This is a genomic window from Knoellia sp. 3-2P3 (assembly GCF_029223115.1).
Lineage (GTDB): Bacteria > Actinomycetota > Actinomycetes > Actinomycetales > Dermatophilaceae > Pedococcus_A.
Window position 1 is genome coordinate 959,924 of the sequence record NZ_JARGZE010000001.1, and the last position, 20,328, is coordinate 980,251.

20 protein-coding genes are annotated in these 20,328 nt (G+C 71.7%); 9 read left to right on the forward strand and 11 right to left on the reverse strand.

Going from position 1 to position 20,328, the window contains the following annotated elements; all coding sequences use genetic code 11:
• Positions 1-211 precede the first annotated feature (211 nt).
• A complete protein-coding gene (locus tag P0Y31_RS04620) occupies positions 212-2,875 on the forward strand; it encodes a SpoIIE family protein phosphatase (protein ID WP_275866870.1) in 2,664 nt (887 codons plus the stop codon).
• 25 nt (positions 2,876-2,900) lie between these two features.
• Here the strand turns inward: P0Y31_RS04620 and P0Y31_RS04625 are convergent, their stop codons facing one another.
• Positions 2,901-3,335, reverse strand: a complete 435-nt coding sequence (locus tag P0Y31_RS04625) for an SRPBCC family protein (RefSeq protein ID WP_275866871.1) — start codon at positions 3,333-3,335, stop codon at positions 2,901-2,903.
• A complete protein-coding gene (locus P0Y31_RS04630; RefSeq protein ID WP_275866872.1) occupies positions 3,244-4,734 on the reverse strand; it encodes a wax ester/triacylglycerol synthase family O-acyltransferase in 1,491 nt (496 codons plus the stop codon). The genes P0Y31_RS04625 and P0Y31_RS04630 overlap by 92 nt, the downstream gene beginning before the upstream one ends.
• Before the next feature lie 131 nt (positions 4,735-4,865).
• Here P0Y31_RS04630 and P0Y31_RS04635 point away from each other — a divergent pair, with 131 nt between their 5' ends.
• The 3 genes from P0Y31_RS04635 to P0Y31_RS04645 all read left to right on the forward strand — a co-directional run bounded on the left by P0Y31_RS04635 (position 4,866) and on the right by P0Y31_RS04645 (position 7,476).
• The gene (locus tag P0Y31_RS04635; RefSeq protein ID WP_275866873.1) at positions 4,866-5,297 is read left to right on the forward strand and encodes an SRPBCC family protein; all 432 of its coding nucleotides are present in this window, start codon (positions 4,866-4,868) and stop codon (positions 5,295-5,297) included.
• Between the two features lie 80 nt (positions 5,298-5,377).
• Positions 5,378-5,929, forward strand: a complete 552-nt coding sequence (locus P0Y31_RS04640) for a flavodoxin domain-containing protein (protein WP_275866874.1) — start codon at positions 5,378-5,380, stop codon at positions 5,927-5,929.
• A gap of 14 nt (positions 5,930-5,943) precedes the next feature.
• Positions 5,944-7,476: a DUF4389 domain-containing protein gene (locus tag P0Y31_RS04645; protein WP_275866875.1), complete on the forward strand. Its 1,533-nt coding sequence runs from the start codon at positions 5,944-5,946 to the stop codon at positions 7,474-7,476.
• A gap of 104 nt (positions 7,477-7,580) precedes the next feature.
• Here P0Y31_RS04645 and P0Y31_RS04650 read toward each other — a convergent pair whose 3' ends face one another.
• The gene (locus tag P0Y31_RS04650) at positions 7,581-7,973 is read right to left on the reverse strand and encodes a hypothetical protein (protein WP_275866876.1); all 393 of its coding nucleotides are present in this window, start codon (positions 7,971-7,973) and stop codon (positions 7,581-7,583) included.
• A 70-nt stretch (positions 7,974-8,043) separates the two neighbouring features.
• On the opposite strand from P0Y31_RS04650, the gene P0Y31_RS04655 reads away from it, so the two are divergent.
• Positions 8,044-8,340 (forward strand): zf-TFIIB domain-containing protein, encoded by a 297-nt coding sequence (locus P0Y31_RS04655; RefSeq protein ID WP_275866877.1) that lies wholly within the window; start codon positions 8,044-8,046, stop codon positions 8,338-8,340.
• A gap of 144 nt (positions 8,341-8,484) precedes the next feature.
• On the forward strand, positions 8,485-9,069 hold the full coding sequence (locus tag P0Y31_RS04660) for a hypothetical protein (protein WP_275867108.1): 585 nt from the start codon (positions 8,485-8,487) through the stop codon (positions 9,067-9,069).
• A gap of 223 nt (positions 9,070-9,292) precedes the next feature.
• Here the strand turns inward: P0Y31_RS04660 and P0Y31_RS04665 are convergent, their stop codons facing one another.
• A complete protein-coding gene (locus tag P0Y31_RS04665; protein WP_275866878.1) occupies positions 9,293-9,481 on the reverse strand; it encodes a hypothetical protein in 189 nt (62 codons plus the stop codon).
• Positions 9,482-9,622: 141 nt separating this feature from the next.
• Here P0Y31_RS04665 and P0Y31_RS04670 point away from each other — a divergent pair, with 141 nt between their 5' ends.
• From P0Y31_RS04670 to P0Y31_RS04680, 3 genes are all read left to right on the forward strand, one after another.
• Complete coding sequence (locus P0Y31_RS04670) at positions 9,623-9,835, forward strand: hypothetical protein (protein WP_275866879.1); 213 nt, start codon at positions 9,623-9,625, stop codon at positions 9,833-9,835.
• A gap of 155 nt (positions 9,836-9,990) precedes the next feature.
• Positions 9,991-10,623, forward strand: a complete 633-nt coding sequence (locus tag P0Y31_RS04675) for a DUF47 family protein (protein WP_275866880.1) — start codon at positions 9,991-9,993, stop codon at positions 10,621-10,623.
• Positions 10,624-10,627: 4 nt separating this feature from the next.
• Positions 10,628-11,626: an inorganic phosphate transporter gene (locus P0Y31_RS04680; protein ID WP_275866881.1), complete on the forward strand. Its 999-nt coding sequence runs from the start codon at positions 10,628-10,630 to the stop codon at positions 11,624-11,626.
• A 171-nt stretch (positions 11,627-11,797) separates the two neighbouring features.
• On the opposite strand, the gene P0Y31_RS04685 is transcribed toward P0Y31_RS04680, so the two are convergent.
• The 7 genes from P0Y31_RS04685 to P0Y31_RS04715 form a co-directional block, all read right to left on the reverse strand.
• Positions 11,798-12,754, reverse strand: coding sequence for a type IV toxin-antitoxin system AbiEi family antitoxin domain-containing protein (locus tag P0Y31_RS04685; RefSeq protein WP_275866882.1), 957 nt, complete (start codon positions 12,752-12,754; stop codon positions 11,798-11,800).
• Between the two features lie 165 nt (positions 12,755-12,919).
• Positions 12,920-13,696 carry a phosphate ABC transporter ATP-binding protein PstB gene (gene pstB, locus P0Y31_RS04690; RefSeq protein WP_275866883.1) on the reverse strand — a complete coding sequence of 259 codons (777 nt, stop codon included), beginning with the start codon at positions 13,694-13,696 and terminating at the stop codon, positions 12,920-12,922.
• A gap of 43 nt (positions 13,697-13,739) precedes the next feature.
• Positions 13,740-14,660, reverse strand: coding sequence for a phosphate ABC transporter permease PstA (pstA, locus tag P0Y31_RS04695; protein ID WP_275866884.1), 921 nt, complete (start codon positions 14,658-14,660; stop codon positions 13,740-13,742).
• On the reverse strand, positions 14,657-15,664 hold the full coding sequence (pstC, locus tag P0Y31_RS04700; RefSeq protein ID WP_275866885.1) for a phosphate ABC transporter permease subunit PstC: 1,008 nt from the start codon (positions 15,662-15,664) through the stop codon (positions 14,657-14,659). The genes pstA and pstC overlap by 4 nt, the downstream gene beginning before the upstream one ends.
• 86 nt (positions 15,665-15,750) lie before the next feature.
• The gene (gene pstS / locus P0Y31_RS04705) at positions 15,751-16,872 is read right to left on the reverse strand and encodes a phosphate ABC transporter substrate-binding protein PstS (RefSeq protein WP_275866886.1); all 1,122 of its coding nucleotides are present in this window, start codon (positions 16,870-16,872) and stop codon (positions 15,751-15,753) included.
• Positions 16,873-17,075: 203 nt separating this feature from the next.
• Positions 17,076-18,026 (reverse strand): NUDIX hydrolase, encoded by a 951-nt coding sequence (locus tag P0Y31_RS04710; RefSeq protein WP_275866887.1) that lies wholly within the window; start codon positions 18,024-18,026, stop codon positions 17,076-17,078.
• 28 nt (positions 18,027-18,054) lie between these two features.
• Positions 18,055-20,328 (reverse strand): RNA degradosome polyphosphate kinase, encoded by a 2,274-nt coding sequence (locus tag P0Y31_RS04715; protein ID WP_275866888.1) that lies wholly within the window; start codon positions 20,326-20,328, stop codon positions 18,055-18,057.

The following is a 20,328-nucleotide window of genomic DNA, read 5'->3' on the forward strand; positions in this document are numbered from 1 at the left end:
GCCCCTGCCGCGCCCACACACTGAGGAGGCAGATCGCGACATCGACTGGACGGGCGGATGCCCCCGATCACCCAACCGGGGTGATGAGTCCGCCCAGCGTCAGGTCGCCCCCCGCAGGCGCACACCCGGGTGCGCCGGTCCCGGTGGGCGCACGTCGCAGAGGAGTGCCGATGACCGCTCGCCCCGCTTCCGACCCGGCGGACGATCCAGCATGAGCGTTCGCGACGCAGCCCTCATTCGGCCGGCCACCTGGGAGGTCGACCCGCGCCGCCCGCGGCCGGAGCGCAGGCTCGACCTCTACGCCGCCGTGGCGGTGGCCGCCCTGGCCTCGGTGGCCTACCTGGTGGCCCTGATGCTCGACGCCGTGCCGCCCCGCGGCCTCTCGGTCGTGTTCTTCGCGGCGGCGCCGATCAGCGCTGCCTTCGCGCTCGTGGTGCTGGCGGCGCGCTGGCGGGCCGAGCGCGACCCGGCCCTGAGCTGGGTGAGCGCCGGCCTGGCGGTCGGGTGGCTGGCGATGGTCCTGCAGCTCATCTCGTTCCCGACGGTCAACCCCGGCGGGGGCCCCCTCGGCACGAACGACCAGAGCAGCGCCGCGCTCTACCTGATGTTCCACCTGGCCCTCCCCGCGGGCGCGCTCGCCGGAGCGCTGAGGGTGCCCGTGGTCTGGCGTCTGCCCGCGGCGGCGCTCGGCATCGGCTTCACGGTGCTCCTCGCCGTGAACGCGATCCCGCTTCCCACCCTGCTGCGGCCGGACACTTCGTTCACCCCTCCACTCCTGAGCGTCGAGTACGGCATGGCGGTGTTCACTGCGATTGTCGCGGTGACGTGGATCAGGCGCTCCGGACGTGACGCCACCACCCTCCGGGGCTGGGTCGGGGTCGCCCTGTCGCTCGCGGTCTACGACCTGCTGTTCAACGCCTTCGCCGCCGAGCGGTTCAGTGCGGTGTGGTGGGCGAGTCTGTCCATGCGCGTGGCGACCTACTCCGTGCTCGCCATCGGGGCCGTGGCCAGCGTCCTGATCCGCCTCTCCGAGACCGAGTCCTACACCCAGAGCGAGCTCGACCGGCGCGAGGGCGAGCTGCGCACCTCGCTCGGCCTGACCAGCCAGCTCCTCGGCTGCGCCCAGGACCTGGCCAAGGCCGTCACCCCGGCCGAGGTGGCCGAGGCCCTGTGCCGCGACGCCGTGGGTGCCAGCGGCCTGCGCCGTGCCGTCGTCCTCGTCAGCAGGGAGGGCGAGCCGACCGCCGTCATCGGCCACGCGGGCTATGGCTCCCGGCCGGGTGACGAGCTCGCGGGGAGCGGCTGGGACGCCCCGTACGCCTCGACCTTCGCACCACTGGCGAGAGAGCCGCTGTTCCTCGAGTCGACCGAGGCCGTGCGCGCCAGGGTCCCAGTGGCTGTCGGGTCACCGCTGGAGGAGGCTTCCGTGCTGGTGGTGCTGCCCATCCGCGTCGCCGGCCAGCGGCTGGGCACCCTGCTCGTGTGGGACACCGAGCCCCGGACCCTCGAGCAGAACCAGCGGGAGGTCCTGACCGGACAGGCCAGCCAGGGCGGTCAGGCCCTGCGGCGGGCGCTCGCGTTCGAGAGCGAGGCCAATGCGGCCTCCACGCTCCAGCGGTCGCTGCTCTCCCCGACGCTCCCGGCCCGTGACGACTTGGCCATGGCGGCCCGCTACGTCCCGGGTGAGGCCGGCCTGCGAGTCGGCGGCGACTGGTACGACTGTGTGCCGGTCGACGGCCACAAGGTCGCCCTCGTCGTCGGCGACGTCATGGGCAAGGGGCTGCGTGCCGCGGCCGTGATGGGGCAGATGCGCACCGCCGTCCGCTCACTCGCCAGCGCCGACCCCTCGCCGGCCGCCGTGCTCTCGGGGCTCGACCGCCTGCGCTCCATGCTCGACGTCGACGAGATCGCCACTGTCGCCTACGTGCTCCTCGACGCGGAGTCGGGGGTCGCGCGCGTGGCCCGGGCGGGCCACCTCCCGCCGATCCTCGTCGACCGCGAGGGCCGGGCCACCCTCCTCGAGGAGGGTGGGTCACCGCCGCTCGGCACGCCCGGGCCGCAGCGGGTCGAGGCCGAGGTGAGGGTGCCGCCCGGCAGCGTGCTGGCGCTCTACACGGACGGCATCGTCGAGGACCGAGCCAGCGGCCTCGACGGCCTCGAGGCCTTCGTCGACCTCGTCGGCGAGACGGTCCGCCGCAAGGGCCCCGACGTCGAGGCCCTCGCCACCGAGCTCCTCGTGGTCACCTCCGCCAACCAGCGGCAGGACGACATCGCCCTGCTCGTCGCCCGGCTGCCGAGCGTGCCCACGGGTGGAGGCGAGGAGAGTGCCGCCGAGCCGGCCCTGCGCCGGGCCGGTGCCCTTGCCGCCTCCGGGGTGGCGGGCCGTGAGCCGCTGGCCCAGCCGCAGGGGCCCCAGCCCGTGCCTGCGGTGGCGCTCGCGCCCCCCGAGTCCGCTCACACCGGCGCCGGAGCGGTGCATGTCGGCCGGGTGCCGTCGCACAGCCTCGCTCCCTACGAGTCGACGTTCCCGCAGAGCCCCCACACGGCTGCCGAGGTGCGCCGGTGGATCCGCCAGGGCTCGCACGGCCTCGACCGGGCCCTGCGCGAGGACACCGTGCTCCTGGCCACGGAGCTGGTCACCAACGCCGTCCGGCACGCCCACGGCGACGTCAGCGTGCGACTGTGGCCCGGGCCGGACGTGGTGCGGGTGGAGGTCAGTGACGCGAACCCCCACCGCCCGGAGCCCAGCGACCTCGACCTCGACGCCGAGGACGGCCGCGGCCTGCTGATCGTCGGCGCCCTCAGCTCGCGGTGGGGCACGGCGCCGCGGCCCGGCGGCGCCGGCAAGACGGTCTGGTTCGAGCTCGACCGCTGACCAGCGGGTATGCCGGGTGGCCCGGTCAGCCGCCGAAGCGGCCCTGCAGCCCGGTGAGGGTGTCCGAGACGAGGCCCTTGATGACCCGCGAGCGGAGGAACCCGGGCAGCGGCAGGTTGTGGTGGATCGTCAGCTGGTAGGTCACCCTCGTGCGGCCCCGTCCGGCTGACTCCAGCGTGTAGACACCCTCCTGCCCCGTCTGAAGCCGGCCCTTGACCATCGACCAGCGCAGGCCGTGCGGCGAGTGCTCGTAGGCGAGGATGTAGCGGTCGGTGCCCACGCTGCTGGAGGCGGCGAACCTGGCGGTCAGCGGCCGTCCGTGCCCGTCCGACGTCAGCACCTCGGCCTCCAGGATCTCGGGGATCCACTCAGGCTGGCTTGCGACGTCGCGCAGCAGCGCCAGCACGTCGGCCTGGGTGGCTGGTACCTCGACGGACTGGGTTGCGGTGTCGGTGGGCATGCCGGCTCCCTTCCTCTCCATCACGGCCGAGGCGCACCAGCGCCTCCACCTCGTCCTCGAACGCCGCGAGCAGGGTCTGGGGCTCGGGGACGACGCCGGCGTCCACCATGAACCCGACCCGGACGCTCCCGGCATACGTGAAGATGCACACCCCCACCGTCTGGGCGCCGGAGCCGGGCACCCAGCCCAGCACGCCGGTGACCGGCACCCCTGCGAAGGTGCGCGGCTCGCGCGGGCCCATCACGTTGGTGGTGACACCGATCGCCTTGTCGGCGAAGAAGTCCACCACCGGGCGCTCCAGCGCGGGGGTGCTGAAACCGATGGCGGTGATGAGCCCGAAGGTCAGCACGGACTCGGGGGAGCTCTTGAGCCAGTCCATCCGCCGCTTGGTCTCGGCCAGGCGCTCCAGCAGCCCGGCGCTCGAGCTCGGGAAGGTGAAGAAGACGAGGGCGAACTGGTTGCCGAGCTCTCGGGGGAGCGGCCTGTCGAGCGGGCGGAGGTTGACCGGCACCATCGTGACGAGGTCGACCGGCGTGGCGTCGTGCTCGACCTGGTAGCGGTGCAGGGCGCCGGCGACCGCGCTCATGAGCACGTCGTTGAGCGTGGCGCCCGCCAGGTGGCCGACCTGCTTGAGCGGGGCGAGCGGCACCGGCTGGGTCCACACGACCCGCTTGTGCAGGCCGGGCGTCCCGGCGACGACGTTGGGCGGGTTGCCGAGGAAGAGCAGGTCGCGCACCACCTGGCCGGTCCGTGCGCCGGTGCCGACCGACCTCGCCAGGGCGGAGGGGTGGGCCAACCGAGCCGCCTGCTCCACCGCGCTGCGGGCGAGGGACACTCCCGTCGACGCCCTCGTCGACACCCGCGTCGACACCGCCGACGAGGCCGCGGGGCCGGCCGGATCTCCGTGTAGCGGTTTGGTGTCGACCGAAGCCCCGTTGTCGGTCAGCGACATGAGCACCCGGGTCAGGGCGATGCCGTCGGCCAGAGCGTGGTGGATGCGGAAGAAGACGACCGCCCCGGTGCCGTAGCCCTCGATGAGGTGCACCTCCCACAGCGGGTGCCGGCGGTCGAAGGGCCGGTGGAGGTGGTCCTCGACGTGGGCCTGGAGGGCTGCGTCGTCGCCCGGCTCCGCGAGCGTCTCGCGCACGAGGTGGCGTTCGAGGTCGAAGTCGGGGTCGTACTCCCACGACGGCAGCCCGATCGGCAGCGGGGGGGCGACCGGCCGCTGGCTGAAGACCGGGTAGCGGTCGATGAAGCGCTCCTGGGCGATGCACCGGACCTCGTCCCAGTCGGGCACCGACTCGAGGAACACCAAGCTCGTGATCACCATGAGGTTGTTGGGCCGGTCCATGTTGAGCCAGAGGGCGTCCACGGGCCCGATGCGACGCCTTCCGGTCATGGACACGTACCCTCCCTCCGGGGCGCCGCCGCAGGATGCAGCCGGATGCCGCCCGGGCCTCTGCGCACAGCGTGGTCCGCGCCTAGGCTGGCAGGTAGGGGCGATGGTCCCCCACACCTCCAGGAGCCGCCGTGCACGCCAGCGTCACCATCGACATCGACGCCCCTCCCGAGCGTGTCTGGGCCGTCATGGCCAACGTCGAGGCGTGGCCGCAGTGGACGGCGTCGGTCACCGAGGTCGAGCGCCTCGACACCGGTCGCTTCGACGTCGGCTCGCGGGTGCGGATCCGACAGCCGCGGCTGCCCGTGGCGGTCTGGACCGTCGACGGCCTCGAGTCGGGGAAGTCCTTCACCTGGGTCACCGGCCTGCCCGGGTTCCGCAGCACGGCGAGGCACGTCGTGGAGCGTCGGCGCACCGGGTCACGGGTGACGCTCGAGATCGACCAGCGCGGCCTCGTCGGTGAGCTCGTCGGCCGCTGGATGGCCGGTCTCACCGAGCGCTACCTGAACCTCGAGGCGGTCGGTCTGAAGCGCCGCTCCGAGGAGGGCGTACCGGCGTCCTGAGCCGCCTCCACGTAGGGCCATCCGGCCCTGTGCCCTGCCCTGCCCCGGTCGGAGACTGGCCGCGAGGACAGGAGGTTCTGATGACAGTCCTCGTCACTGCCGCGAGCCGTCACGGCGCCACCCAGGCGATCTCGCACGAGGTCGCCCGTCAGCTGCGGTCCGCCGGGCACATTGCCCGCGTGCTCGACCCCGTGGAGGTCGACACCCTCGACGGGGTCGACGCCGTGGTGCTCGGCAGCGCCGTCTACCACGGCCGCTGGATGCCCGAGGCCCGCAACCTCGCCGCCCGCCTCGAGCAGCGGCTCGGGGGCCGGCCCGTCTGGCTCTTCTCCAGCGGACCGGTGGGTGAACCCGCCCGGCCCCTCGGGGCGGTCGCCGACGCCGACAGAGCCGCCCGCTCGACCCATGCCCGCGACCACCGCGTTTTCGCCGGGCGACTCGACCTGGCCGCCCTCTCGCGCGGCGAGCGCCTGGCCGCCCGGCGACTCCACGCCGGTGACGGCGACTACCGCGACTGGTACCAGATCCGTTGCTGGGCAGCGGAGCTCGCGAGCCAGATCGCCACGCAGACCAGCACCGACAGCGGCCCCGAGGTCCGTCACGCAGGCGAGCCGGACCGTGGGGCCGATTGAGGAATGACGCAGCAATGACCACTGCAACAGCCCCTCCGCGGCCCAGCTACCCCGTTCACCTTGACGCCGCCACCGAGCCGGCCGCCTCGCGCTGGCTCTGGCTGGTCAAGTGGCTGCTGGCGGTGCCGCACTACATCGTCCTGGCGTTCCTGTGGGTGGCCTTCGTCGTCCTCAGCGTCGTCGCCTTCTTCGCCATCCTGTTCACCGGCCACTACCCGCGCGCCATCTTCGAGTTCAACGTCGGCGTCCTGCGGTGGTCCTGGCGGGTGGCCTACTACGCCTACGGCGCGCTCGCGACCGACCGTTACCCGCCGTTCTCCCTCGCGGAGGTGCCCGACTACCCGACACACCTCGAAATCGACTACCCCGAACACCTCTCGCGCGGCCTCGTGCTCGTCAAGTGGTGGCTCCTGGCCATCCCGCACTACCTGGTGCTGGCCATCCTCATCGGCGGCGGTCGCTGGGTCTTCGAGGACCAGCGGTGGCAGTACGTCAGCAGCGGCGGCCTCGTCGGGTTGCTCGCCTTCATCGCTGCCGTCGTGCTCGCCTTCACGGGCTCGTACCCGCGTCCCATCTACGACCTGTTGCTCGGGCTCAACCGCTGGGTGCTGCGCGTGGCCGCGTATGTCGGCCTCATGACCGACCAGTACCCGCCGTTCCGCCTCGACATGGGTCCGCACGAGCCTGACCACGCCCTCGTGCTGACCAGCCAGGCGGGGACCCAGCCACCCGCCTCCCAGTCGCCGTCGGACGTCCAGCCCTACCAGGGTGCCCAGCCCTACCAGGGTGCCCAGCCCTACCAGGGTGCCCCCGAGCAGCCGTATGCCGGCGGGGGAGGGGCGGCACCGCCGCCTCCCGGTGCACCGGGGGTGCCAGCGCGCTCGGGGTGGACGGCCGGACGGACCATTGCCGCGGTCGTCGGCATCCTGGTCGGGCTGTTCTCCCTCGGTGGGGTGGCCGGGGGCGGCGCCATGATCATGGCCGACCGCGTCTGGCGCCAGGACGGCTTCGTGACGACACCGGCGGAGACCTGGCGTTCGGCCGGTCACGCCGTGGTCGGAGACATGCTCCTCGAGTCGCCGGGAGCCGACCGGGGCCTGCCCGGACGGTTCTTCGGCGACCTGCGGATCGAGGCCACGTCGACCACAGCCGGCGTGCCGGTGTTCGTCGGCATCGGCCGGCAGAGCGACGTCGCGGCCTACCTCGCCGGTGTCGCCCGGTCGGACCGCAACGAAGCCGGCGGCGACGGGCAGGAACAGCCGGGCGGGTCGCCCGTCGCGGCGCCGACCAACCTCGACATCTGGGTGGCGCAGGCCAGTGGTGACGGCGCCCAGACGGTCGTGTGGACGCCGGAGGCCGGGAACTGGTCCGCCGTGGTGATGAACGCGGACGGCTCCCGAGGCGTCTCGGCCTCGATGCGGTTCGGTGCCGAGGTGCCCTGGCTGGACGAGGCCGGCGCCGGGCTGCTCATCGTCAGCCTCCTCTTCCTGGGTGGCGCCATCACTCTGGTGGCCTTCGCGGTGGCGCGGGCCTCGCGTCGGGTCTAGCGCCTGAGGCGGCGCACGGCCGGCTGCCGCAAACAGCGGCAGCCGGCGGCGTCGCGGCTCGGCGTCTGCTCCCGCCCACCTGAGGCCGTGCGGCGGGCACCGGCTCAGTGGCCCCGCTCCTCCTGGCACGTCGCGGTGGAGATGGTGCGCGGGCAGCCGTTCCAGTCGGCGCCGATGACCAGACCCACGAGGATGGTGCCCAGCGCGGCCGCCGGCACGGCGGCCAGGGCGAGGCGGGCGCGTCGCCGCCACACGGCATACAGCACGACCGGCAGGGCGAGGGCGACCCCCGCTGCCACGATGAGCGTGAGCGTCAGCGGCGGGTCGGTGACCCGGCCGAAGCCGCCGCCGGAGCAGCCGGAGATGCCGCACATGACGAACCGGGCCGCCAGGGCCAGGCCCACCGCGGCGGCGAGGGAGGCCCCCGAGAGCAGCGAGAGGACCACCGTCCCGGCCACGCGGAAGGCCCGGGCCCGCTGCTGTGCCACCTGCCCCACCAGTCCATCGTGCCCCACCCAGCCCCGGCTGCCGGGGGAACCGCCACCCGGCCGGGCGCGTTGCCCAGGCATGACGACCACGCTGACCTGTCCCAAGTGCGGCTCGGACATGCGCCAGTACGAGCGCAACCGCGTCCTCGTCGACCAGTGCACCGGCTGCGGCGGGCTCTTCCTCGACCGCGGTGAGCTCGAGCGGCTGGTCGCCGCCGAGAACGAGTGGCACCAGCCGCCCGTGCAGCGGGCCCAGCAGGCGCCGCGGCAGCAGTACTCGCCGTACCCGCAGCAGCACGGCCAGCCCTACGGGCACGGCTACGGCAAGCCGCACAAGAAGCGGCGGTCCTTCCTCTCCGACCTCTTCGACGACTGACCACCCGTATGCCGCGGGCGGCCCGCCGCCCACACCCGCGAGCCGCGCGCGTGGCGAGGCCCCCGGTGGGAGACTGACGCGGTGAGGAACGAACCGAGCGGCCGCGGCGCCCCCCGCCGGCCTGCGTTCTTCAGCCCGGCCGCGATGGAGTCGCAGGGCGGCACCGTGCCCGACCCCGCGGAGGTCACCGAGGTCGCGCACGCGACCGCAGCCGTGCTCGTGGGGGCGGGTCGGGCCGCCGAGGACCCCGAGGTCACCGCGCGCCTCGTGGCGCTCGTCGACGAGCTCGGGCTCTCCACGCTGGCCGAGCTCTGGGCCGACAGGCCTGCCCGCAGCCTTCCCGGCGCTCTCTGGCGGCTGTACGCCCTGCACGAGTGGGTGCAGCGCAACCCCGAGGAGGCGAGCGCCGACTACACCGCGGGTGTGCGCTTCGCCGCGGTGAACCACGTGGTCGCCGGTGTCGCGGAGCCCCCGGGTCCGCAGGAGATCCGCAGCCTGGCCGACGCCATCCTGCGGGGGGTCTTCGAGGGCGACCTCGCCGTCGCCCTCGAACGGGCCGGCGCCTTCTGCCGGGTGGTCTCCTCGGGTCGCGCCGACCGGGCGCACACCACCGACGTGCGCGACGCCGAGGAGGGGGCGCGGCAGACCCGCCGGGCCTCCTCGCTGCTGTCGACCGCCGAGGACCTCGATGCCTGCGCCCGGTTGTGGCGAGCCGACGAGCTGCTCTGAGCCCCCTGCCCCTGACCTGCGGATATCCACCGAAGTGCCCGCCGCTGGAACATTCGGGGCTGGGCTCCGGTTACAGTCAGACGTGCGCCGGGCTGCGGTAGCCCCGGGTCCCAACTGAAGCCGCTACGAGCGGCCACGCGCCGTGAGGCGCTCCCAGCCCGGCGCACACATCCCGCGAGGTCTGCGGACCCGCTGCCCGTGCCCTCCGGGGTGCTGTGAGGCGCTAGCGGGGGCAGTCCTGGGCGCGATGGCCGACGACATCCTTGCGGGCCCGTTCGCGCGAGCGGCGCCCCGGCCCCGACCAGCCGCACACGCGGCACACCGCATGGGTGAAGGAGCCGCGCTCCTCGAGCAGGGCGGCGGCTGCGGGGTCGTCGGCGGCGACGTCTGACTCCTCCTCCGGCGCCTGCACCGGACCATCATGAACGCCGTGGTCCGCCGTGACTAGGGCGGGGTGCAGCCGCATGATCCGGTCGAGTCATCTCTGCGCCACGCAGTCAAGACATGGCAAAGAACTCTCGGCGTTTTCTGCGGGCTGGGCTAGCGTTGCGCTATGGCAGCAGACCCGATCGTCGGCGCCGACCTCACGGACGGCGCCCTCCAGGACGAGATCGAGCTCGTCGGTGACCTGGTCGTTGCAGCCTCCTCGAGCGAGCGGCCGCTGACGGAGGCGGAGATCGACGAGGTGCTCGGCGTCATCCGCGCCCAGTCAGCGGCCGAGGACCTCTCGAAGGCCGGCGCGGCGCGCAAGCCCCAGCACGCCTAGGGCCAGCCCGCCCACGCCCCGGGTCGCGCGACCCCGCCTCGGGCGTCACGAGGTGAACGCAGCCCGTCGACTGGGTGAACTCCGGATTGCAGTTCTGTGTCTACTAGGTCGTAGCATCGTCCCCGGCCATTTCCCCGCTTGACCGGAGACTGATCGTGGGCTTTCGCCTCACCCCGCAGGAAGACAGCTTCTACGACCTGTTCGCCAAGTCCGCGTCCTACCTGGTGGACGGCGCACGCGAGCTCACCACCATCCTCGGTGCCGCCCCCTCCGAGCGTGAGGCCATCGCGGCCCGCATGCGCGAGCTCGAGCACAACGCCGACATGGCGACGCACGAGATCATCCGCAAGGTGAACAGCTCGTTCATCACGCCCTTCGACCGCGAGGACATCCACGGCCTGGCCGCGGCCCTCGACGACTGCATGGACATGATGGACGCCGCGGTCGACCTCGTCGTGCTCTACCGGATCGGGGAGCTGCCGGCCGGCGTCGCCGAGCAGGTCGAGGTGCTCTCCCGCATGTCCGAGCTGACCGCCGAGGCCATGCCGCGCCTGCGCTCGATGAAGGACCTGACGGAGTACTGGATCGAGATCAACCGCCTCGAGAACCAGGCCGACCAGTGCTACCGCCGCCTGCTGGCCGAGCTGTTCAATGGCAACGGCAGTGGCCCCCTCGACGCGATCACGATCATGAAGCACAAGGAGGTCATCGACGAGCTCGAGGCCGCCGCGGACGCGTTCGAGCAGGTGGCCCACAAGGTCGAGGGCATCGCGGTCAAGGAGTCCTGACCTCGTGGAATGGCTTCCCGTAGCCGTCGTCGTCACCCTGGCGATGGGCTTCAACTACACCAACGGCTTCCATGACGCGGCCAACGCGATCGCCACGTCGGTCTCCACCCGGGCGCTGACCCCGCGGGTGGCGCTGGCCATGGCCGCCGTCGCGAACCTCGTAGGCGCGTTCTTCGGCACCAAGGTCGCCAAGACCATCGGCTCCGGCGTCATCGACGCCCCCCAGGGCAGCGTCGGCCTGCTCATCTGCGGCGCCGGCCTCGTCGGCGCCATCGGGTGGAACATGCTCACCTGGTGGTACGGCCTGCCCTCGTCGTCCTCGCACGCCCTCATCGGCGGCCTGGGCGGGGCGGCGATCGCGGCCAGCGCGAGCGTGTACTGGGACAGCGTGCTGACCAAGATCATCATCCCGATGGTCGCCTCGCCGATCGTGGGTATCATGGTCGGCTACCTCGTGATGGCGGCGATCCTGTGGCTGTTCCGCAGGGCCCACCCGGGACGTGTCTCGCGCGGGTTCCGCTACGCCCAGACGGCCTCTGCTGCGGCGATGGCGTTCGGCCACGGCCTCCAGGACGCCTCCAAGACCGCCGGCGTCGTCGTGCTGGCGCTCACCGTGGGCGGCTACCAGGCCGTGGGCGACGAGTCCATCCCGCTGTGGGTGCTCGTCATGAGCGCCGTGGTGATCTCCCTCGGCACGTATGCCGGCGGGTGGCGGATCATGCGCACCCTCGGCCGTCGCATCATCCACCTCGACCCGCCGCAGGGGTTCGCCGCGGAGACGACCGCCGCCGGCATCCTCTACGTCGCCGGCATGGGCTTCGGGGCCCCGATCTCGACGACGCACACCATCACCTCGGCGATCATGGGTGTCGGCTCGACCAAGCGCCTCTCGGCCGTCCGGTGGGGTGTGGCGGGCAACATCGTCGGCGCCTGGGTGCTGACCTTCCCCGGGGCCGGCCTCGCGGCCGCCCTCGCCTTCTGGGTCGGCAACCTCTTCCTCTAACCCCCTTCCGGACTTTGTATGCCGCAGGAGCGGCTTTCGGGGCGATGTCACGGCTATTCCGCTCCTGCCGCATACAAGGTCCGTGGTGGACGAAGGGTGATGCGGGTGGCCCAGCGGCATGAGGCGAGATCCCGCTGGCAACAGGCGCAACGCCAGACCGCGTTCACGCGCTCAGGTCGCGCCCGCCGGGCCGCCTCGAAGTAGCGACGGGCGACCGCCCAGCTGTCGCGCAACAGTTCTCCGGGGGTCCAGTGGAACACCTCGAAACCCGCTTCCTGCAGCCGGGTGGAGCGCTCGCCCAGCGCGATGACCCGCCTGGCCACTCGTTTCGGGCGAGCTGGCCTGCTCCTGCTCGTCGAACTCCCCGAGCAGCTTTCCGGCGCCGTCGGCCTCCCCGATGACACCGGACTCCGCCCACAGGAAGTCCACACGGGCGAGGAATTCGCCGGCAGCCCCGAAGACCTCGACCTGCGGTGTCCCGAGAGGCACGCCGTCACTGTGCAGCAGCGCGGCCGAGGCCGACTCGAACCAGTTCTCGCGTCGAGGGTCGACCAGCGGTAGCACGCGCCTGCTCCCAGAGGCGCCGGGCCACCGGTGCTGGAAGGCGAACATCGAGATGAGCTCACCCTCGGTCACGGAGCCCTCCCGCACCGCCGCGTCCGCGATGGCCACCGCGTCTTGCGTCCGCAGTTCGCGGCAGCAGTCGAGCACCATGCGTGCCGCCGTGGTGACAGGGATGCCGTCCAGCGTTGTCACGTGGTCCGACGGCAGGCCGGCACGGTGGAGGTGGACCCAGTCGCTGGGCCGGTTGACGCGAGGTGTGCGCTCGACGGTCAGCCGTACCTGGCCCTGTGCGGCCGGCGGGTGCGGCAGCCCGCTCAGGAGCGCCGCACTGACATGGCTGACGACGCTGTTCTGCACGTGGAGGGGTGCGACCCGCGCGAGGGCCCGGTGCCGGTCCGGCCAGGACTGGGTCGTGAAGCGGGCCCGTTCGACGTAGACCCCGGGGGTGGGTCGCCAGAGCCGGCCAGAGCGCTGTGCCCGGTTCAAGCGGTGGCGTGAGATCCCCGCGGCCTCGGCCTCGCCTGTCGTGAAGGCGACGGGGAGCGCGTCCTGGGGCCACGGCATACGCGCACCGTGCACGGTGAGCCGCTGCGGCGAGGTCGGTCAGCGCCGTCCTGTGGACGATGGGACTCGAACCCCCGACCTGTGGAACCGACCTCGTATGCAGCAGGAGCGGCCGCGGGGCCCTCAGGCGCCCGCGGCCGCTCCTGCTGCATACAAAGTCGGAGGTTAGCCGAAGCGGCCGGAGATGTAGTCCTCGGTCGCCTTCACGCTGGGGTTGTTGAAGATGCGGTGCGTGTCGTCGATCTCGATGAGCTTGCCGGGCTTGCCGGTCGCCGCGAGGTTGAAGAACGCGGTGCGGTCCGAGACGCGCGCGGCCTGCTGCATGTTGTGGGTGACGATGACGATCGTGTACTGCGACTTCAGCTCGTTGATGAGGTCCTCGATCGCGAGGGTGGAGATCGGGTCGAGCGCCGAGCAGGGCTCGTCCATCAGCAGCACCTGCGGCTCGACGGCGATGGCCCGCGCGATGCACAGGCGCTGCTGCTGGCCGCCGGAGAGGCCGGCGCCGGGCTTGTTCAGGCGGTCCTTGACCTCGGTCCACAGGTTCGCGCCGCGCAGGGACTTCTCGACGACCTCGTCGAGCTTCTTCCTGCCCTTGACGCCGTTGAGCTTCAGGCCGGCCGCCACGTTGTCGTAGATCGACATCGTGGGGAAGGGGTTGGGTCGCTGGAAGACCATGCCGACGGTGCGCCGCACCGCGACGGGGTCGACCCCGGGGGCGTAGAGGTCCTGGTCGTCGAGCATGACCTTGCCCTCGACACGACCGCCGGGGATCACCTCGTGCATGCGGTTCAGGGTCCGCAGGAAGGTCGACTTGCCGCAGCCGGAGGGCCCGATGAAGGCGGTCACGGAGCGGGGCTCGACCGTCATGGTGACGCCCTCCACGGCCTTGAAGGAGCCGTAGTAGACGTTCAGGTCGCTGACGTCGATGCGCTTTGCCATCTGTGCTTTCCGTCTTTCGATGGGTATGCCGGGGTGTCCGGTCTTACTTCTTCACGGAGCCGAAGCGCGCCACCAGGCGGCCGGCGATGTTGAGGAGGAGGACGAGGAGGATCAGCGTCAGGGCCGCTCCCCACATCCGCTCGACGGCCGCGGCCTGGCCGAGCTCGGTGCGGTCCTGGTTGATCATCGTCGGCAGCGTGGGCATGTAGCCGCTGAACAGGTTGGTCGCGATCGACTTGGTGTAGGGGCCGAGGATCAGCAGCGGCGCCGTCTCGCCCATGACGCGGGCCAGGCCGAGGAGCACGCCGGTGACGATGCCGGAGAAGGCCGTGGGTAGCACGACCTTGGCGATCGTCTTCCACTTCGGGACGCCGAGGGCGTAGGAGGCCTCACGCAGCTCGTTGGGGACGAGCTTGAGCATCTCCTCGGTGGAGCGCACCACGACGGGGATCATGAGCAGCACCAGGGCCAGCGAGACGGCGAAGCCGACGCGCTGGAAGCCGAAGGTCGTCACCCAGACCGCGTAGATGAACAGCGCGGCGACGATCGACGGGATGCCGGTGAGGATGTCGACCATGAAGGAGACGGCCTTGGCGAAGCGCCCGCGCCCGTACTCCACCAGGTAGATCGCGGTCATCACGGCGATCGGCACGGCCATGAGCGCTGTCACGGCGGCCTGGATGAGGGTGCCCTGGATGGCGTGCACGGCGCCACCGCCGGCGCGGCGCGAGGTGATCCCGCGCTGGGAGTTGGTCCACCACTGCGACTCCATCAGCAGCTGGGCGCCCTGGCTGATGACGGTCCAGAGGATCCACACGAGCGGGATGACCGCCAGCACGAACGCGAGCCACATCACCACGCGGGCGAGGTGGTCGCGAACCGTCCGCGAGCGGGAGGGGTGGCCCAGGGCCGGTCGGATGCTGTTCTGCCCCGGCGAGCCGAGTCGGGCGTCGGTGGTCGTCATTCGGTGAAGGCCTTCCTGCGCTCGATCACGATGCGCGCGATCGCGTTCACGATGAACGTGAGGACGAACAGCACCAGGCCTGCGGCGATGAAGGCGCCGGTCTTCTGCGGCGAGTCGAACTCGGCCGCGTTGTTGGCGATCCGGGAGGCGAAGGTCTCGCCGCCGTTGAACAGCGACCAGGTCCAGTCGGAGCCGCGCGCGAGCGTGGAGACGATGAACGTCACGGCAATGGTCTCGCCGAGCGCACGCCCGAGGGCGAGCATCGCCGCGCTGATCACGCCGGGACGGCCGAACGGCAGCACGGCCGTGCGGATCATCTCCCAACGCGTGGCGCCGAGCGCGAGGGCACCCTCCTTGTGGGCCACCGGCGTCTGCGCGAAGACCTCGCGGGAGAGGGCGGTCACGATCGGCAGCACCATGATCGCCAGGACGATGCCGATGAAGAAGATGGTCCCGCCGGAGATGCCGGTCTTGGCGAAGAGCGGGAACCAGCCCAGCTTCTCCTGCAGGAAGGTCTCGATCGGCTGGACCGCGCCGCGGAAGGTCAGCACGCCCCACAGGCCGTAGACGATCGAGGGGACGGCGGCCAGCAGGTCCACGAGGCTGGCGGCGGGGCGGCTGAGCCAGCGCGGGGCGTACTGCGTGATGAAGAGCGCCACCCCCACCCCGACCGGCACCGCGATGGTCATGGCGATGAGCGAGGAGGCCACCGTGGTCCAGAACAGCTCGACGATGCCGAACCGGGGGTTCTCGCCGGCTACGACCCACTCGCGGGAAGTGAGGAAGTTGGCCTCGTTGTTGGCCAGCGACGGGATGGCCTGCCACAGCAGGAACACGCCGATCAGCGTGACGAGGGCGACGACCAGGACGCCGGCGCCCTTGGCGAGGCCACCGAAGACTCGGTCGCCGAGGCGGCCGGTCCCGGCGGCGTCGCCGGCGAGCGGTCCGCGGCCGGGGGCCCTGGGGGTCTCGTCGACGGCGGAGACACCGGTGACAGAGGACACGTGTTGCCTAACGTTGGGGGGACTTCAGTGCCGACGCCAGTATGCCGCGCGAAGGGCGATGTGCCCTCCGCGCGGCATACCGGATGTCAGGACAGGGCGTCGATCGCGGTGGCGACCTGCGTCCGGACCTCGTCGGGGAGCGGAGCGTAGCCGATCTCCTCGAGGGCGGCCTGGGTCTCCTCGGAGGAGAAGTGCTTCAGGAACGCCTTGGTCAGCTCGGCCTTGGCCGGGTCCTTGCTCTTGGAGCAGACGATCTCGTAGGTGACCAGGTTGATCGGGTAGGCACCCGGCTCCTTGGTCGCGTAGTCGAGCTTGAGGCGGAGGTCGTTGCCCTCGCCCTCGTGCTTGGCCGTGGCGATCGCCTTGCCGACGGTCTCGCCGGTCAGCTCGACCGGGCCTGCGCCGTTGTCGATCTGGGCGATGCCCAGCTTGTTGTCCTTGGCGTAGGACCACTCGGCGTAGGTGATGCCGCCCTCGGTGGACTGCACGGCGCTCGCCACACCGGAGGACTTCTCCTTGCCCTCGCCCTTGCCGGTCCAGCTCTTGCCGGGCTCGGCGGTCCACGCCTTGGGCGCAGCGGCGGCGAGGTACTTGGTGAAGTTCTCGGTGGTGCCCGACTCGTCGGAGCGGAAGAACACCTTGACCGGGGTGCTCGGCAGCTTGGCGTCCGGGTTGACCTTGGCGATCGCCGGGTCGTTCCAGGTCGTGATCTTGCCGTTGAAGATGTTGGCGATGACCTCGGGGGTGAGGACGAGCTTGTCGACACCCGGCAGGTTGTAGGAGACGGCCACGGGGCCGGTCACCATGGGCAGGTTCCAGGCGGGCGAGCCGCAGAACTTCTCGGCCTCGGCGGTCTCCACCTTGCCGTCCTTCTCCTCCGTCTTCAGGGCGGAGTCGGAGCCGGCGAAGTCGACCTGGCCGGCGAGGAACTGCTTGATGCCCGCACCCGAGCCGGTCGGGTTGTAGTTGACCGTGGCGCCCTCACAGGCGTCCTGGAACGTGGCGATGGCCTCCTCGATGGCGTTCTTCTGGGCGGAGGAGCCCTCGGCGTTCAGGGTGCCCTTCGCGCACTCGACGGAGGCGGCCGAGCCGGAGGCGGTGCCTTCGGCGCCCGAGCCCGTGGCGTTGTTGTCCGACCCGCAGGCAGCAAGGGCAAGCGACCCAGCCAGAGTGATGCCGGCCAGCTGGCCGAAACGCTGAATCTTCACGGATGAAAACCTCTCCACAAGAGAAATCAGGGGCGGGCGGGTGCCCGACGCTTGTGAAGGTAGGAGCGGTGAGTGACGCGCTGGGCGGTGCCGGGTGAACGGAGGGTGAACAGACCCGGGACTTTGCCCCACGCGTGCGCAGACGCCACCTGAGCCCCAGTTGAACAGCCCGTCAGGATCCGGTCAAGGGCCCCTCGGGGCGATCAGGGCAGGTGGCGCTCGACCGCCACGACCCGGGCGCCGCGCCCCCTGCCGACGAGGTGGGCCACGAGCACCTCGCCCTTGACCATCTTGGCCTCGGCGGCCTCCTCGAGCTGCTTGAGGGCGTCGGGGCCGTCGTCGCTGTCCTCGTCGACGAGGTGGCCGAGGCGGTCGAGCAGCTCCGGGAGCACCGGGCCGTGGCTGCACAGCACCGCCGGGGTGCCGCGCTCGAGCAGGCGCCGCAGGTGGCGGCCGGCCCGCGAGGGGTCCTCCTCGTAGCCCTCCTCGGACAGGCCCTCCCTGAGGCGCAGCGGCCGGCCGAGCCGAGCGGCATACGGTGCGATGGTGTCGGCGCACCGCACCGACGGCGAGCTGACCAGTCGCCGCACGCCGTAGGCGGCGAGCAGCGGCGCGATCGCCTCAGCGCGCCAGCGCCCCTGGCGGTCGAGCGGGCGGAGCTGGTCGTCCGGGTCCTTCCACTGCGAGCGGGGGAGGGCCTTGGCGTGCCGCGCGAGGGCCAACGGCCAGGTGGCCAGCGCGCCAGCGGCGTCGGCCCGCACCAGCGCCCGCAGCTGGTCGCGGTCGCGGGCGTAGTCGAGCAGGTCGTGCGCGGCCGCCACCTCCAGCCAGCGCACCTCGTCGACCTCGTTGGCCAGCCGGCCGTCGCCGCCCACGACCTCGGCCGCCCAGTAGCGCACCTCCTTGGTCGCCGGCTCGCCGTCGCGGTCGAGGACCGTGTAGGCCGCGCACGGCAGCGGGCGGCCCAGGCGGACCTCCAGCGCGGTCTCCTCGTGCGTTTCCCGTACGGCTGCCACCGCCCAGTCCTCGCCGGGGTCGAGCTTGCCCTTGGCCCACGCCCAGTCGTCGTACTTCGGGCGGTGCACCAGCGCCACCTGGAGCTGGCCGCGGCGGCGGCGCCACGGCACCGTGCCGGCAGCAGGGATCACCCCCATGACGGCCTCCGGGTGCTCCTGGCCCGGGTCAACGCCGGCGGGCCTTGCGACGGCGCTTGGAGTGCATCTCGATCAGGGCCGAGTGCAGGTCGGGCAGCTGGCCACCCTCGGCGTCGGTGGTGCGGCGGATCCAGCGCCCGTCGCCGGTCAGCTCCCAGTGGCTGTACTCGCCGCTCATGCCGCGCGTGACCAGCGAGCAGAGCTCCTCGAGGTGGCGCGGGTCGGTGATGCGCACCAGCGCCTCGACGCGGCGGTCGAGGTTGCGGTGCATCATGTCCGCGCTGCCGAGGTAGACCTCGGGCTCGCCGCCGCCGCCGAAGATGAAGACGCGGGAGTGCTCGAGGAAGCGGCCGAGGTAGGAGTGCACCCGGATGTTGTCCGAGAGCCCCTCCACGCCGGGTCGGAGCGCGCAGATGCCGCGCACCCAGATGTCGACCTTCACGCCCGCCTGGCTGGCCCTGTAGAGGGCGTCGATGACCTGCTCGTCGACGATCGAGTTGACCTTGATCTGCACCAGGCCGCCGTTGCCCGCCGCCAGGTGGTCGATCTCGCCCTCGATCCGCTCGATGAGGCCGGAACGGATCGACCGGGGGGCCACCAGGAGCCGCTTGAACTTGCTGCGCGGGGCGATGCCGGACAGCTGGTTGAACAGCCGGGTGAGGTCCTCGCCGACCTGCGGGTCTGAGGTCAGCAGGCCGAAGTCCTCGTAGAGGCGGGCCGTCTTGGGGTTGTAGTTGCCGGTGCCGACGTGGCAGTAGCGCACCAGCCCGTCGGCCTCCTGCCGCACCACGAGCGAGAGCTTGCAGTGGGTCTTGAGCCCGACGATGCCGTAGACGACGTGCACGCCGGAGTGCTCGAGCTTGCGGGCCCACTTGATGTTGGCCTGCTCGTCGAAGCGGGCCTTGATCTCGACGACCGCCAGCACCTGCTTGCCGGCCTCGGCTGCGTCGATGAGGGCGTCGACGATGGGGGAGTCGCCGCTGGTGCGGTAGAGCGTCTGCTTGATCGCCAGCACCTTGGGGTCGGCGGCGGCCTGCTCGATGAACGCCTGCACCGAGGTCGAGAAGGAGTCGTAGGGGTGCTGGAGCAGCACGTCCTTGTCGCGGACGACCGAGAGCACGTCGCTGGCCTTGGCCGTCTCAGCCGGCGCGAGGTCGGCGTGGGTCTGCGGCCGGAACGGTGGGTACCTCAGGTCCGAGCGCTCGAGGTCGGCCACGACGTTGAGGCCGCGCAGGTCGAGCGGCTTGGGCAGCCGGTAGACGTCCTGCTGGGCGACGCCGAGCTCACGGATGAGCATGTCGAGCACGTGGCCGTCCATGTCGTCGACCACCTCGAGGCGCACCGGCGGACCGAACCGCCGCCGCGTGAGCTCCTTCTCCAGTGCGGCCAGGAGGTTCTCGGCGTCGTCCTCCTCGACCTCGAGGTCCTCGTTGCGGGTGACCCGGAAGGTGAAGTGCTCGCGGACCTCCATGCCGGGGAACAGCATGTCGAGGTGGGCCGCGATGACCTCCTCGAGCGGCACGAACCGGGTGTGCACGTGGTCGGCCAGCGCCGACTCGCCGCCCGGCGGGTCGATGTGCAGCAGACGCGGCAGCAGCGGGGGCACCTTGACCCGCGCGAAGTGCTCCTTGCCCGTCTTGGGGTTGGTCAGGGTGATGGCCAGGTTGAGCGACAGCCCGGAGATGTAGGGGAACGGGTGCGCCGGGTCGACCGCCAGCGGGGTGAGCACCGGGAAGACCTGGTCGGTGAACATCCAGGTCAGGTTCTCCCGCTCCTCCTCCGTGAGCTCGTCCCAGCGGACGATGGAGATGCCCTCGTCCTCCAGGGCGGGCCGCACGCGGTCGCGGTAGATCGCCGACTGCATCGCGTGCAGCTCGTGCGCGACGAGGGAGATCTGCTCCAGCACCTCGCGCGGCTCCAGCCCCGAGGCCGACCGCACGGCCAGCCCGGTGGCGATGCGGCGCTTGAGCCCGGCGACGCGCACCATGAAGAACTCGTCGAGGTTCGAGGTGAAGATCGCCAGGAACCGCGCCCGCTCGAGCAGCGGCACCGACTCGTCGGCGGCGAGCTGCAGGACGCGCTCGTTGAACTGCAGCCACGAGATCTCGCGGTCCAGGAAGCGGTCGGCCGGGAGCTCGCCCTCCTCGAGGGTGCCGGCCCCCTGCACCGCGCGCATGAACCGCCCGTTGGCCGCCCGCGGCTGGAAGCGGGTGTTGTCGAGCGGGCTCGCGCTCGCGATCGAGACCTCGGGCTCAGCGGCCCCGGTCTCCTCGGCGCCTGCGGTGCTCGTGCTCGCGGTCAT